Source organism: Candidatus Neomarinimicrobiota bacterium (assembly GCA_021734025.1).
Taxonomy (GTDB): domain Bacteria; phylum Fidelibacterota; class JAANXI01; order JAANXI01; family JAANXI01; genus JAANXI01.
The window spans coordinates 1-15,094 of record JAIPJS010000004.1; the positions used below are offsets into that span (position 1 = coordinate 1).

The window sequence follows — 15,094 nt, forward strand, 5'->3', positions numbered from 1 at the left end:
AAGCGCGATAAATCTCTTTCCGCTGTTTCGGAGTTAATTTCGTGTTTTTATGAATGTCCATAGGGCCTCCGTTGTTTCCAGTTACGCTAGTGTACAAGCTGAGTAAACTGTAAACAACGCGCTATTTTCTAACATGTTATAGTGTTAAAGTGTGCTGGTGTTTAAGTTGGTGTTTCATAATCTTAATCTTACTCGTTCGTTGTTTGTTGTTAGTAGTTCGTTGTTTTTATTCGAGTTTCTTCGCGGCTTTAATTCTTTCGTTTTTTTCTTTGCGTCGTTCTCTGCGTCTCTGCGGTAAATCATTTCTTTCTCATTGATTCTCAAATTCTATCGACGCCTGCAGTTTCGGGTCGTTCACCGGGATCAGCGCATGCGCCGCCGTCGCCTTCCAGAAGTACCAGAGCACGATCCCGCCGATGCCGATCATCGTAGTGATATCCATCCATGAAAAGTGTACCGAGTGACCATAATTCGGCAGCACGATCCAGTAGAGATCCACCCAGTGCATCAGCAGCAACCAGATCGACGTCACCTTCAACATAGTAAGATTACGTTTGGCCGCGCGGGTTACAAGCGCCAGGAACGGTACCACAAAATGTCCGAACAATACAATCAGGCTCACGATCCGCCACGACAAATCTTCCCAGCGATGTTTATACCAGATGGTCTCTTCCGGGATATTCCCGTACCAGATTAGCATGAACTGGGAGAACGCGATGTACGCCCAGAAGACCGTAAACGCGAACATCAGCTTGCCGAGATCGTGATAGTGTTCGATGGTGATGGTTTCCCTGAGAATATCGTTTTCCCGGAAATAGATAGCGATGAGGGTCAGAATCGCCAGGATCGCCAGCAGGCTTCCGGAAAAGACGTACACGCCAAAGATGGTGGAGTACCAGTGCGCATCCAGCGACATAAGCCAGTCGAATGAGGCAAACGTCAGCGTCAGCGCGAACAGCAACATACCCGGCGCACTCAGTTTTTTCATCCGTGCGATGAGGGAATCGTCCTTCTGGCTGTCCTGTGCGATGGAGACTTTATACAGCATTCGTCCGAACAGGATCCATATGCCGAAATAGATGGCCGCCCGGATCAGGAAAAAGGGCGTATTCAAATACGGCGCCTTCTGCTGCAGGAGTTCGTCGTGCGCCACAGCATCCGCGTGACTCCAGTGAAACAGATCCTGAATTCCCAGAATAAGCGGCAGAAACAGTACCGCCAGAACCGGCACGGTAATCATAAAGTTTTCCGTCAACCGGCGCAGCACCACGCTCCACTTGGCGCTGGTGAGGTGATGCAGCATCACAAAGAACAAACCACCCACGCCGATGGTCACCCAGAACACGAACGAAGTCAGATACGAGTGAAAAAACCGTTCCGCATCCAGGAAGTACCCAACGGCGCTCAGCGCCAGTCCGATGATTCCGATTATCAGCGCCCGGCGACCGAAGCTCCCGGATTCTCTCAGGCGATATGTGTTGTTGTCTAATTGCATAAAAACAGTGTTAGAGTGTTCGGGTGTTCAAGTGTTTCCCAAAGGGATCCCTTCGGGCATGTTGGCGTTTCATAATCTTAATCGTAATCCTAATCTTAATCGATGGTCTCGAAGTTTTAAAAAGCGTGTTATTGTGTTACCGTGTTAATGTGTTATTGTTTTCGAGCGTCTTGTATCCAGTGTCCTCTGTCTCAGGTTTCCGGAGTCCGCAACATTCAGTGTTGTTTGGCATATAAGTATTTCTATAGTTTTTCTCTTCTTGTTTTTGTAGTGATTCTGTTTTATCTGTGTTCATCCGTTTTTTCTGCGTCATCTGCGTGCTATTAATTTATTTCAGCTTTTCCTGCATCTCTTCCGGCACGTCACTCAGCGGCGCATGCTGGCTCCGCTGAAGCGCCCGGACATACGCCACAATTGCCCAGCGATCCTTTGGCGGAATCTGATGCGCATAGCTCGGCATATTCCGGATGCCGTTGGTGATCACATCAAAGATGTGTCCGTCTGGTACGTTCTGCAATCGCTCGTCATGGAACGACGCCGGCGGTACGTAATTGTATTCCAACATGATTCCACGTCCATCGCCTACCTTGCTATGGCATGGCGAGCAGTAGATGTTGAATTGATCCTGTCCGTGTTCCAGCAGCTCCATGTTCACTTCCCTGGGATTGTGTTCAATGGGCTGCCCGTCGGCCCCCATTCCGCGGTAAAATACGTCATCGTCATTTAGGTGTCCCCGGGCTACCGTACCGTAAACCGGCTGACGCATCGCCATGCTATCCGCAAAGAAGTTGCTCGTACCTTGAGCCTCGTAACGCGGCTGTGTATCCATATCCGGGATGGGATGAATAGGCGGCTGCTTCTTCGGCTGCCCGCGGAAACAGCCCGTCAGGAATACCGCAAGAACGGCCAAGACAACAACTCTTTTAGCCGCGAAGCCACGCGAAGAAAACGCGAATGGAACGGCAAGAACAGATAGAAATTTAGCAAAAACAGCAACAGCCTGTTTTACCGGGGAATTGCTAACCGTTAATTTTTTATTTTTTAAAAATTTAATCATTTATCTAAATAATTATCCAAGACTGCTTGTCATAGAAATCGTGACTATGGTAACCCTTTCAACTCCCAGTAGAGACGTTCCATGGAACGTCTCTACGTAAGGCTTGTTATTATGCAATTTATTTCCGGCCTTCATCTTTATTTCAATTGGGATTTTAATTATTCTAAATTTTCTGTTTCTTTTCTTCGCGTTCTCTGCGTCTCTGCGGTGAATCTGTTTTCTGTCCCTGAAAAAGTCCCTTCCGGGGCGGCTCAATTTCTTTTTCAGTGCCCGGATTCCTTCACCGGCTTCTCTTCTACCTGTTCAGTCAACACTTCCGTATATGTTGCACCAATCGATTCCAGAAATTCCCGGTTTCCCTCAGGATCGAACTGAGGATCTTTGGCTTCGATGCTCACAAAAAAGCCATCATCCGTTACCTTCTTAAAACGATCGGAGAAGAAGACCGGATGGAACAGCTGGGGTATCTTGCCCAATGCGAACATACCAAACACGGCGCCGAACGCCGCCAGCAGAATTGTGAGTTCAAACGTCACCGGAATAAAGGCCGGCAGACTGAAATACGGCTTTCCGGAAATCACCAGCGGATAATCAACCGCGCTCGTCCACCACTGGAGCAGCAGCGCTCCGCCGCCGCCGAACAGTCCCATAATTCCGACGATCCAGCCGAGGGGCGACCTTTTCTCGCCCATGGCCTCGTCCATCCCGTGGACGGGAAACGGCGAGTGGCAGTCGAAGTGCACGAATTCCCGATCCCGGACTTTCTCGGCGGCATGGAGGAGTTCTTCCGGGCCGTCGAACTCGGCAATGATTCCGTGGATTTTTGTCTTCTCTGCGCTCATAATTCTTCGTTTCGGTTAATGATCCACCCGGGCCTGCGGCAGCACGCCCTTGATTTCGCTGGTGGCAATCATGGGCAGCCAGCGGAGGAACAGCAGGAACATAGTAAAGAACAGCCCGAACGTGCCCACGTAAATCGCCACATCCCAGAAGGTCGGCGTGTAATAGTCCCAACTGGACGGCAGATAATCCTGCGCCAACGAGGTGATGACAATAACCATTCGCTCGAACCACATCCCCACGTTGATTAAAATGGACGCCACAAACATCACCGGGACACTCCGCCGCAGTTTTTTGAACCAGAAAATCTGAGGCACCAATACGTTGCACGTAATCATTGTGAAATAGGCCCAGGAATACGGCCCCAGCGCCCGGTTCATCAGCGTGAACGCCTCGTACATGTTGCCGCTGTACCAGGCGGTGAAAAATTCGACGCCGTACGCATAGCCCACCATCAGACCTGTGACCAGCATGATGATGTTCATCCGCTCCAAGTGCTTGATAGTGATGAAATCTTCCAGGCTGTAGATCTTGCGCGCGATGATGGCCAGGGTCATCACCATGGCGAATCCGGAGAAAATAGCACCGGCCACGAAGTACGGCGGAAAAATAGTGGTATGCCATCCGGGGATCACGCTGACTGCGAAGTCAAAACTCACCACGCTGTGGACTGAAAGCACCAGCGGAGTGGAGAGTCCCGCCAGGATCAGATACGACAGTTCATAATGTTTCCAGTGCTTGTTGCTGCCGCGCCATCCCAGCGAGAAGATGCCGTAGACGAGTTTTCGCATTTTGGACTTGGCCCGATCCCTGAGCGTTGCCAGATCGGGAATCAGACCGACGTACCAGAAAAGCAGCGAGACCGTAAAATAGGTTCCAACGGCGAACACATCCCAGAGGAGCGGGCTACGGAAGTTCGGCCACATGGACATCTGGTTCGGGATCGGGAACACCCAGTAGAGCACCCAGACCCGGCCGACGTGAATCGCCGGAAACACCAGCGCACACATCACCGCAAAGATGGTCATCGCCTCAGCGAAACGGTTAATTGATGTACGCCACTCCTGCCTGAACAGGAACAGGATCGCGGAAATCAGCGTGCCGGCGTGACCGATACCGACCCACCAGACGAAGTTAATGATCGCCCAGCCCCAGCCGGCGGGAATATTCAGTCCCCAGATTCCGGTGCCTTTATATATAAGGTACCCTATGGAACCCAACAGAAGCAGCAGCATGGAAAACGCGATGCTGAACGCCAGATACCACATCTTCGGCGTCTTCTGTTCCGAGATCCGGCTGATGGCCTCCGTCACCGAATGAAAGGTCTGGTTGCCCTCAATCAGTTCTTCGTGCGAGCCCGCTGTGGTGTGTGAGTCTGTCAAAGTATCTGTAGTGTTAGAGTGTTCAGGTGTTCAAGTGTTCGAGTTCTATTCCCCCAAATCTCCTCAAAAGCCCTGGACTGTTTCTTAATCTTAATCCTAATCTTACTCTTAATCTTTTCGTTCGTTGTTTGTTGTTCGTAGTTCGTTGTTTTTTCTATTCGTGATTCTTCGCGTATATTTGTGGCTTAATGTTTTTTGCTGGTTTTCTTCTTCTGAATAATTCTTCCGCCCTTTCAGGGCTTTGGTCATTTGAAATTTCCGCTCCCAGGGCTTCTCCCCGGGCTACCATCTTTCGCCCCGTTAGGGTTTCTCCCTTCTCCTTCTTCCCTTATACCTTATACCCTTATACCTCTTACCCATGGTTTTCCAGCGCCGGATTCGGATTCCGGATCTTCGCCTGATACGTCGTCCGCGGCTGGGTGTTCAGATGCCCCAGCATTGCGTAATCGCGATTCTGCTGTTTCACCTTGCTCACCTGGCTCTCTGGATCGTTAATGTCACCGAAAACGATGGCGTCCGTGGGACAGGTTTGCTGGCAGGCGCTCACCACTTCGTCCGTGTAGAGCTCGCGATTTTCGTTTTTCGCCTGAATTTTCTTCTTCTGGATCCGCTGGGTGCAGTAGGTACATTTTTCCATCACACCGCGAGAACGTACCGTCACGTCCGGATTCTTGCCCATCTGCTCCACTTCCGGCGTATCGTGCGTGTAGTTGAAGAAATTGAATCGCCGCACCTTGTACGGACAGTTGTTCGAGCAGTACCGCGTACCGATACACCTGTTATAGATCTGGACGTTCAGCCCCTCGTCATCGTGCACCGTCGCGTTTACCGGACAGACCGTCTCACACGGCGCATTCTCGCAGTGCATACAAGTCACCGGCTGCACCACCATCTCCGGGTCGTTCACATCCCCGGCAAAATAGCGATCCATCCTGATCCAGTGCATCTCGCGGCCGTTGCCCACCTGTTCCTTGCCAACAATGGGAATGTTGTTTTCGCTCTGGCAAGCAATGGTACACGCATTACATCCGGTACAGACGCTCAGGTCGATTGCCATGCCCCACTGGTAGCCCTCCTCGTAAGAATGCTCTTCCCAGAGATTCTCATTCGGCGGAGCTTCCGCATGGACTTCGTCCACAAACTTGGGATGCTCCCCGTATTCCTGTTTGGTGGCCTCCCGGTAGATGGGCCGATCTTCCAGGCTCCAGTGATCCTGTGTGCTGGCCAGTGTAAACTTTTCACCCGATTTGCGGACTGTCAGGCCGGCGCCGAAATTCATCGAATTTGCCGTCCGCAATTTAAAGGTGTTAACTCCGACCTCGTTAGCAACCCGTCCGGCTGCCGTCCGGCCGTAGCCGAGCTCCAGCACTACTGTGTAATCAGCAAATCCCGGCACAATCCAGACCGGGAGATCCAGTGAATTCCCCTGAAACTCCACAGTCACCAAATCTTCGAGTTCCAGATCGAGCTCCTCTGCCGTCTTCGGACTCATCACCGCTGCGTTGTCCCAGGAAAGTTTGGTAATCGGATCCGGGAGTTCCTGCAGCCAGCCATTGTTGGCGAAGCGCCCGTCGAACACCGACGGCGAGGCCTGAAAGACCACCTCAAGATTTGAGGCGTCGGTCACATCAGCCGGCGGCGAATATCTGTTGAGTGTCCTTGTAACTTCAGTGGTACGGAGGCGAGGCGCAGAAAGATTATCGCCGCTACCTTCATACACGCCGTCATGGATGACCTTTCGCCACTTCTTCTCAAAATTGGCGCTGCCCAGAATGTCCGCCCAGGTTTCCCGGGTGATCCGGTAGCCGTCGACGTCTTCACCGGTCGCAAGCAGGTTAGCAATCTCAAAAATACTCTTACCATTATATAAGGGTGCAATCAGCGGCTGGATAATGCTGAATGTTCCGTCGGCCGATTCGGCATCGCCCCACGATTCCAGAAAATGGGCCGACGGGATATGCCAGTCGCTCCCCTGTGAAGTTTCATCGTAATGGGAGCTCAGATGAATGGAATTGGCAACCTTGCCGAGTGCATCAGTGAAGTCGATATCGCCGGGCGCATTATAAACAGGATTGCTTTCCAACATGCAGAGGGTCTCCACTTCGCCGGCGTTCATGCGGGAGACCAGAGATTGAAATCCCTCGAAGCTCGGGAGCGTCTCCTCATCGATGGGACGATAGGCAACGGCGCTGCCGATGTTGCCGAGCGCGTCATTCAGCGCATAGACCAGCGCATGCACCGCCGGCGGCTGATTGCGTCCCGCCACGATGAGCGATTCACCCCGGTTTCTCGCCAGATCTTTCGCCAGTTCGGTGATCCACTTAATGTCAAAATCGTACGATCCCGCCTGTCCACCCCGAATAGCCGGGACGTCCACGCCCTCTTTGCGGAGGGCGTTTGCCAGCGCCAGCGCAAATACACCGATCTGCCGGCTCTGTACCCGCATCCGATGATCCGCCATGCCGCCGGTGAGGGTGTAACTGCTCTCTACCGCGTAGAGTCGGTTCATGGAGTCATCTTCGGAGGTCACCCGGCGGGCGTCGGCAAACTTCTTCGCGTTGATGATATTTTCGTTTTCCAGCATCACGAAGTCCGCATCCAGCGTCAGCACCACATTGGCCTGCGAATAGTCGTACACCGGCTGGTGATAGTCGCCCGTGGCCAGTCGAACACCTTTGTACATATTCTCGTCGCTCACCGGCTCGTAGACCACCCACTCGGCTTCCGGGAAATGGCGCATGAATTCGCGCTGCAGCCTCCGCATCGTCGGCGAGGAAAACGCGCCGCTGATGACCGCCAGGCCCTCGCCATCATTGGAAAGATACTGGGTGTAGAGTTCCCGCCAGAAGGTGACGAATACCGAATACTGTTTAACGGCGCCGTTCTGCCTGACATCGCCCGAGCGATCCGGATCATAGAGTGAGAGCGTTGCCGCTTGCGTAAAAATGTTGGATTTTCCCAGGGAGGATGGATGGAGCTCGTTTCCTTCAATCTTTGTGGGGCGCCCTTCGTGGCTCTCCACCACAAGCCCGTACGCGCTGTTCTGGAACGGCATGGTCGTGGCATATTTATTGGAAACGCCGGGGATCACCTGCTCGGGCTGATTCACATACGGAATAATTTTTTGGACAGGTTTCCGGCAGCTCACCAATCCCGCCAGCGCCATGGAGGCGCCCATCAGACTCATGAATTTCCGGCGGGACATGTCGCTATTCAGCTCCGAGGCGCCCTCCGGAAATTCCCGGTGGAGGAACTCCTGAAATTCGTCGGTTTCGGCCAGCTCATTCAGGCTGCGCCAGTACGATTTATCCTGATTGTCGAGTTTGCGACTCATCGGTGACACCCCGAGCAATCTGTTGGCGGATTAATATTGCGTTCGTTAATAATGCGTTGAGCATACTCAATCTGGTTGGACGGCGGTTGATACCCCATGGTGGTGACCTCATCCTGGGGACGCAGATGCGGCTCCGGGTTCCGGTGGCAGTCAAGGCACCACCCCATGCTCAGCGGCTCCTTCTGTTCCACGACTTCCATCTGCGCTACATTGCCGTGACAACTTTCGCAACCGACGCCGGAGTTCACGTGTGCGCTGTGATTGAAATACGCATAATTCGGCAGCATGTGGACGCGCACCCACTGCACCGGCTCGCCGGTCTTCCAGGCCTGCCGGATTTTGGTGAGCTTTTCGCTGTCTTTTTTAATGACGGTGTGACAGTTCATACAGGTCTGGACGGGCGGGACATTCGCCACCGAGGAATTTTCAACTTCGGTATGGCAGTAACGGCAATCCATACCCAGGTCACCTGCATGGAGTTTGTGGCTATAGTCCACCGGCTGTTCCGGCCGGTATCCGACATCGGTATACTTGGGTGAACCGTAATACCAGAAGAAAGCGATAATACCTATAACGACAATAGCGAGTCCGACCGCCAGCTGGATCGGGATTTTATTCGTCCACTTCGGAAAAAGTTGCGCCAACCGTTCGCTCTTTTCGTCCTCTTAAAGTCCTCGAATTGCAGCCGTCTATATAAATTTGTTTAGTTGTGTATCAGGTAGTGCTGTCTGTTCTGCTCAAACAGTCGAAAAAAATAATCGATCCTATTATCGGTATCAAGCAGAAATGTGAGAATATTCATCATATTTAAAATGTCTTCCGAATTTCCCATAATGTGTCTCAATCAGGATTGTTTTTGTAACCTCTCCGGGCCCCACAATTGGTGGGCGGGGGGGGACTTGAACCCCCACTCCTTTCCAGGAACTAGATCCTAAATCTAGCGCGTCTGCCAATTCCGCCACCCGCCCGGAGAAAGTGATACGAAATTTAGATTTCGTATCGGTGAATTACAATTCAAATATGGAACGGCAGTGTTAAAGTGTTCGAGTGTTTCGGTGTTCTGGTGGCTTCCAGACATTCTCCATCTTGAAGTAAATTGAGGAATGTCCCCATAAATTATCACTGACAACAAAAAGAGAGAGAGGCAGAGTTTTCTTGACTACAGTAATTAGTTTTCCGAAAGTATAACTAAGTTTATTTGTATCTATTCATCCTTCCGAATGACGATTCGTATGATGGAGTTCACACCCGGTTTTGTAGAGGCGCGTTAGTAAACGCACTCAATTTGCGCGTAAGGGGAGTAATTGTAATGATGACAAACGAGGATGCTCGTTATGCTCTCTTTGCGCTCTGTACTACTCCTCCTTTATGGAGCAATCCTTTATCCGGCCCTCATATCTGGTTCAATCCCGCAGAGGAAATTAGCGGCTCCATTAGATGCTACCTCTTCCATTGAAGACCAAGTCCAGGAGTACGAGGTCACAACATTTTTGCTGAACAAGCCTGCATATACACACCATCTTAAATACTCTCCTGTGAGGCAAGGTCATTTCTTTGCCAAACAAAACGTCATAAAAGAGGGGACTGAACAGGACTTTTTCGTACGTAATGTATTGCATTTCTCCACCTGGAACATAGTAACAGCGCGGGCACTTGCAGTGGAGCAACAATACATAGTTTGGATGGATACTACTGCCATAGGTACACTGGTGCATTCTATAGAAATCCGGAATATTCTCGACAGTCTTCTATATGCACTAAACACGGGTACGGATATGCATTCAGTCGATCCGAATGCCGGAATTCTGGAAATTCTCCAGGACTTTTTTGGTAGTCCGCCGGATGTGGATGGGGACGGGAGGATAGACATTCTGCTTTTGGATATTCAGGATCAATTTGCGGCGACCGGGAGTTATGTGGCAGGATTTTTCGACCCGAACGATCTCTACGATACAGCGTTTTCAAACCGCCGGGATCTCCTCTATATCGATCTGTACCCCACGGTAAAATATGACGGGCAGTTGACCATTGAAAAAGCAGCTGCCACCATCGCTCATGAAATGCAGCACCTGATTCATGCCAATTACGAAGGGCCTGAGCCCGAGTACGTGTTTATCAACGAAGGGTTATCCGAGCTGGCCGAAATCGTGTGTGGTTTTCCGCCGAGGCCGGCGGTCGATTATTTTGGTAGTCCCAACCGCGCCTTGCTCAGCTGGAGTTTTGATAACCCTCTGCCGGACTATGCACGCGCCTCACTATGGATGCACTATCTGTTTGAGCAGATCGGATTCTCTCACATCTCAGATGTAGTCCAATCCAATGAAACCGGACTCGCAGATCTCCGGAAGCTGCTTGTCAACGCAGGCGGACCGGATTTTAATACACTGTTCCACAACTGGCAGGTTGCACTCCATGTGAATGCTCGGAATCTCAATCCGGCCTTCGGTTATGCACATTCCAAACGGTGGAATCTCGCGAGCCATAATTCCGTACCTTCCATCAGGCCGCCGGAAATTTTGGAGATAGCATTACCTCCACTCAGTTTAATTACTATCGACGTCCCTCTCATCTCAGATCTGATGGTTGAAACCGAACACAATCGCGGCGGACTTCAAGTCACCTCGATCAGGATGAATGCGGAAGGCAGGGCTCTGGCTATAGAAGAGCAGGAACTTTCCGATCAGGTGGATTGCACTCAGCAGGACCGGCACGGTTCGTTCAGGTTCCTCATCACAAATCCAACCCTCCAGCAAGTCGAAAAGGATTCATCATTCACGACAGAGACCGTCATGCTGTACGGCACCCGTTCGGTACAAGAGCAGACATTGGCTTACGATGACGGTATCCCTGATTCGTTTCACAGAAATGCCTCCTACCTCCAATTGAGTGGAACGGCGCAGGCCGTTGCATCCGTCTTCGCACCGCCGGGGGAAAGCTGGCTGAGTGGTATCTCGATGAAGATTCTCTTCCGGAGCGAATTGCAGGGGACGACTTTGCAGCAATCAGCTCCCCGGGATATCGACATTCAAATTGCGACGGTACAGAATGGATATCCGGGAACACCACTAACTCCGGTAATCACTAAAACGTTCGACCGTGAATTTGGCAATCTGAAATACCAGTACATATCTCTCCGGGAATATTACACGGCATTGCAGTCCATGCCGGACAGCTTTTGTGTGGTCATAAGGAACGACCCGGGCGATACCAACTGGGTTGCAGTCGGCATGGATAGTACGAGCGTTTCCCATTCTTTGACATTATCCGGTTCACCTGAAGAACCGCCGCTATGGCAAAAGATGTCAAATACGGCGATCGGGGCAGATACTATGTATACTCTACAGCAGTTTTACTCGTGTTCGTTTTTGTGGTTGCCGCATGCACGCTGAAGCAACCCCAGGAACCGGTATCAGATACTCAAACTGTGGAAAGGAAGCCGAATATCGCCTTTGAAATACAGTACGACGAGGAGACCACGACTTATGCTCTGCACTGGCCGCTGCACATGGTTTCCGGTTTCGCTAAATCTGCCGGTTCTGACGAACTCCTGCTGGCCGATTACCAGAATATTCACACAACAATGTCTATTGATACCGCCGGCTACGTCGCCTTCTCCGAAAAAAATATCGAAGGGAACGAAAGTGTTCGGATGCCCGAGAAGCCGTATAATGCAGTAAAGGATGACATGCCTGCCCGGCCGAACGATTTTGATCCGGTTGTCCGATGGGATCTTGTGGACGGCGCCATGACCGCCTTTACTCAGTCGGGTGCTGTGCAGACCAGTTTAAATATTGACCCGGAACAGTACCGGATTGATCCGGCGTTACTGGATTCCCTGGGAGGCAGTTTCTTTGAAGATACCCTGGATGCATCCGGTAGAAGGGAACGGCTGCTCGCCGGTATGGATCGCCAGGGCGTTTCATACAAAATGGTGGGCGACGAGGATATAGTAATTAGTGGTTCTATCAAACAGGACGAACAATCCTATTCGACCAAAACCATGCTGAATCTGTCAACCGGCCTGATGGTGCGATCCGCCATTTTCAATGAAAAACAGCAGCCGCTCGAAGTCTCTTTCTACCGGTATCAGAAGGTCCAGGGCATTCCGGTGATGAAATACGAGCGAACATACATTTTTGGAGATTATGAGGAGAATTGGGAAGCGATATATGTCGCTGACACCTTTCGGGATAATATTAAGGTCTATCGGAAAAATTCAAAATAATAGCACAAAAGGAGCGTGTGATTATGAAACGCTTTACACTTTTACTTATATTTACCCTTGCTTTCGCTCATTCAGTACTCGGTGCTAACAAAGCCGCATTCATTCACGGTTTCGGAGGTGATGAAACGAGTTGGGGGCAAAGCGGTACAATAACCTATCTGCTTAACGAGGATATAATTGACGGTTTTATTAATATTGAATATGATTCTAAAAACCAATCACCTGACTCAATTGCAGCATCGGTTGTTAGCGAGGTGTATACTGCCAATAGTCCTGGTGACAAATGGATCATCGTTGGACATAGTCTTGGCGGATTAATCGCTCGGGGTGTGGAATCCGGTTTAAAGGGCAGCGGAATCCAGGTCGCCGGGATATTGACACTGTCGACGCCTCATCAGGGAGCTCCCGCTGCGGATTATATATTCAATGATGCGAGGAGTGTGGTGTCACAATTTACCGCCGATGCAAAGGCAGGACCAAATTATGGTCCTCATAGTAAAGTAGATTTCGCACTATATCTGGCAGACTTTGCAAACCTGTGGGGAGGGGATGACTTGTATGGTCAGGTATATAAAATACCCGGATATTTAGATGATGCTAAAGATAAAGCAGAGTACTGGATTAAATTAGATAGTGCCGCAAATGCTGATACAAAGTTGGTTCCCGGCGGGGAACTTATTGAAAACCTTAATAGCCAACTGACGAATACAGCTCACCGCTCGATCATCGGTGCAGAAAAATCCCCAACGATTATGCGGTGGATGTCGGAACTGAGGTATTTTGGTTCTGACGAATCGGAATCTAATATGATGGAATACTACGAAGGTATCAAAGATTGGTATTCCGCCAATACTCATGCGTATAAAAATGATATGGTTTTGGCACAAACAAAAATGAGCCTTTACCTTTCTGCTATAATTTTTAATCCAATACAAAACTATAAATTATATAAGAAGGCGCAGGCCCAATATACTTACTTTAAAAAGCGATATAATGCCTGGAATCGGGGATATGCAACGTGGGCAAATATCGATAATACCTGGGCGCAGGCCATCGGTGCCGGTAACGACTATACCTATACTTATAAGGTATGGCATGTGTATGGTTGTGACTTACCAATTTATGGTGGAATAGCACCTGATATGGAAACATTATTTTACCTCCCCCCCTGCCCGGGAGGCGGCTATTATAATCCAGACGGATATTACAAAACCGTCACAGTCCACGTCCCCGTAGCCCGGAAAAACGACGGGCTCGTCTCCCCCAACCTCGCCGTCTGGAAGAAAGGCCAGAACCAAAACGACCGCTCCACCAACTTCTACTACGGTGATGAGGGCGCCGACGGTGGCTACAACCACAGCGAAATTCGGCGGGCTCAGCGGGCGTATACGTTGCCGGGGGTGTTTAGTAAGGGACAGGAAACGCCCCAGTGGACAGAAACAAGTGACTGGATGAGACAGCGATATGAATAATCAGAATATGTTCAATCACCCAATCTTGCTACTTGTATTTTTTTGGTTAATTATAGGGGTTCAGTGTAGCATTGATCTGTTTGAAGAACAACACAATGGGAAAGAAAACCCAGCGGAGCTTTTATCGCTCCGCTGGGAATATAGTCATACCGGACTCTCCTATATGAAGAATCCAATTTATATAAAAGATGACAGCCTCGTGATCCTTGGCGAGAATTTGACGCTAACTGCATTGGTGACTACAAATGGTAAAGTTAAATGGTCTCAAAATACAAATGAAACTTTACATTCAGACTATTTCCTTCAATCAAGGAATATTGTGTATGGTCGTACTTCCCATAGTCTCGTTGGCTGGAATATTACTACAGGTACTACTAATTGGAATTTTGCCATCCCGGATAGTATTGGAGGATACCCATTCAGTGGAGATGCCATAAACCAAGACACGGTCTATGTAGCGTTGGCCGATTATATCTTACAAGTTTCTCTGGATACCGGAATGGAACAAATGTATCCCGTGCGAGGGGGCGCCAATACGCTTCAATACAGGAATGGCCAGTTATACTATCTGAATAATTGGGGGGAGTGGAAAGCAGATGGAGTGTATGATATCGGAACGATCACCTGTCTTGCATCCCACACCGGTGATACCCTCTGGTCATTTATGCCGGAGGGTGTGCCGCCCAGCTATACCGCTCCCATCCTGTTAGATGAGACCACGCTGTATTTTGGAACGGTGAGCTTAAGCGGCAAAACCACTGACCTCTTCCGCACCTATGCCCTGGATGCGGATGATGGGAGTTTGGTCTGGAAAACCAACAAAGAGGTCTTCACCTATCACCACATTCTGATTGGGGATACCATCTACGGCAATGACGGCCTCGGATTATATGCTCTCGACAAACACACCGGTGAACTCCTCTGGCAGACCGATCTGGAGGTGGGGCATGGGGAACGGCCGGTGGCGTACCTGGACGGCTATCTCTACCACGCCAAGGGCGGCGCGCTCCACGTAGTGGACGCCCAAACCGGCGAGATTGTCATCTCCAGGATGCTGGGGCCGGACAAGAGCAGCGTCCGGGTCGCCAGCGCCGGGGCCGGGGCGGTGTTTGTGCAGACCAACCAACATTTGTATTGCTACGAGCCGTACCAGCCGGGAGAGGAATAAGACGAGACTCTGTGATAACTGTCCCTTTCAGGGTCTGCGACCCCTGAAAGGGACTTTAGCCCCCGAGCGACGAGTGCAGCCGCTCCACCAACTTCTACTACGGTGACGAGGGCGCCGACGG

Annotated in this window: 10 protein-coding genes and 1 tRNA gene; 4 read left to right on the plus strand and 7 right to left on the minus strand. The window is 50.6% G+C overall.

All coding sequences use genetic code 11. The annotated features are described in order from the left end of the window. Nucleotides 1-310 precede the first annotated feature (310 nt). The 7 genes from K9N57_05725 to K9N57_05755 all read right to left on the minus strand — a co-directional run bounded on the left by K9N57_05725 (nt 311) and on the right by K9N57_05755 (nt 9,076). Nucleotides 311-1,495, minus strand: a complete 1,185-nt coding sequence (locus K9N57_05725) for a hypothetical protein (GenBank protein ID MCF7803667.1) — start codon at nt 1,493-1,495, stop codon at nt 311-313. Between the two features lie 328 nt (nt 1,496-1,823). Then, nucleotides 1,824-2,552 carry a cytochrome c gene (locus K9N57_05730; GenBank protein ID MCF7803668.1) on the minus strand — a complete coding sequence of 243 codons (729 nt, stop codon included), beginning with the start codon at nt 2,550-2,552 and terminating at the stop codon, nt 1,824-1,826. 263 nt (nt 2,553-2,815) lie between these two features. Beyond that, nucleotides 2,816-3,394, minus strand: coding sequence for a DUF3341 domain-containing protein (locus K9N57_05735; GenBank protein ID MCF7803669.1), 579 nt, complete (start codon nt 3,392-3,394; stop codon nt 2,816-2,818). A gap of 15 nt (nt 3,395-3,409) precedes the next feature. Then, complete coding sequence (gene nrfD / locus K9N57_05740; GenBank protein MCF7803670.1) at nt 3,410-4,660, minus strand: polysulfide reductase NrfD; 1,251 nt, start codon at nt 4,658-4,660, stop codon at nt 3,410-3,412. A 466-nt stretch (nt 4,661-5,126) separates the two neighbouring features. Next, the gene (locus K9N57_05745) at nt 5,127-8,108 is read right to left on the minus strand and encodes a TAT-variant-translocated molybdopterin oxidoreductase (protein ID MCF7803671.1); all 2,982 of its coding nucleotides are present in this window, start codon (nt 8,106-8,108) and stop codon (nt 5,127-5,129) included. Next, nucleotides 8,105-8,752: a cytochrome c family protein gene (locus tag K9N57_05750; protein ID MCF7803672.1), complete on the minus strand. Its 648-nt coding sequence runs from the start codon at nt 8,750-8,752 to the stop codon at nt 8,105-8,107. The genes K9N57_05745 and K9N57_05750 overlap by 4 nt, the downstream gene beginning before the upstream one ends. Nucleotides 8,753-8,989: 237 nt before the next feature. Continuing rightward, a tRNA-Leu gene (locus K9N57_05755) sits at nt 8,990-9,076 on the minus strand. A gap of 690 nt (nt 9,077-9,766) precedes the next feature. Between K9N57_05755 and K9N57_05760 the strand changes: the two genes are divergently transcribed. The 4 genes from K9N57_05760 to K9N57_05775 all read left to right on the plus strand — a co-directional run bounded on the left by K9N57_05760 (nt 9,767) and on the right by K9N57_05775 (nt 14,973). Beyond that, complete coding sequence (locus tag K9N57_05760) at nt 9,767-11,497, plus strand: hypothetical protein (protein MCF7803673.1); 1,731 nt, start codon at nt 9,767-9,769, stop codon at nt 11,495-11,497. After that, entirely contained in the window at nt 11,464-12,333 is an 870-nt protein-coding gene (locus tag K9N57_05765; protein MCF7803674.1) for a hypothetical protein, read from the plus strand. Before K9N57_05760 ends, K9N57_05765 begins: the two co-directional genes overlap by 34 nt. 23 nt (nt 12,334-12,356) lie before the next feature. Beyond that, nucleotides 12,357-13,805, plus strand: coding sequence for a hypothetical protein (locus K9N57_05770; GenBank protein MCF7803675.1), 1,449 nt, complete (start codon nt 12,357-12,359; stop codon nt 13,803-13,805). A gap of 163 nt (nt 13,806-13,968) precedes the next feature. Next, the gene (locus K9N57_05775) at nt 13,969-14,973 is read left to right on the plus strand and encodes a PQQ-binding-like beta-propeller repeat protein (GenBank protein MCF7803676.1); all 1,005 of its coding nucleotides are present in this window, start codon (nt 13,969-13,971) and stop codon (nt 14,971-14,973) included. Nucleotides 14,974-15,094: the final 121 nt, after the last annotated feature.

Excerpts from the sequence above, each read along its gene's own strand:
- K9N57_05725 (MCF7803667.1), bottom strand. The coding sequence starts at position 1,495 with ATGCAATTAGACAACAACACATATCGCCTGAGAGAATCCGGGAGCTTC.
- K9N57_05730 (MCF7803668.1), bottom strand. The coding sequence starts at position 2,552 with ATGATTAAATTTTTAAAAAATAAAAAATTAACGGTTAGCAATTCCCCG.
- K9N57_05735 (MCF7803669.1), bottom strand. The coding sequence starts at position 3,394 with ATGAGCGCAGAGAAGACAAAAATCCACGGAATCATTGCCGAGTTCGAC.
- nrfD (MCF7803670.1), bottom strand. The coding sequence starts at position 4,660 with ATGTGGTATCTGGCGTTCAGCATCGCGTTTTCCATGCTGCTGCTTCTG.
- K9N57_05745 (MCF7803671.1), bottom strand. The coding sequence starts at position 8,108 with ATGAGTCGCAAACTCGACAATCAGGATAAATCGTACTGGCGCAGCCTG.
- K9N57_05770 (MCF7803675.1), top strand. The coding sequence starts at position 12,357 with ATGAAACGCTTTACACTTTTACTTATATTTACCCTTGCTTTCGCTCAT.
- K9N57_05775 (MCF7803676.1), top strand. The coding sequence starts at position 13,969 with ATGAAGAATCCAATTTATATAAAAGATGACAGCCTCGTGATCCTTGGC.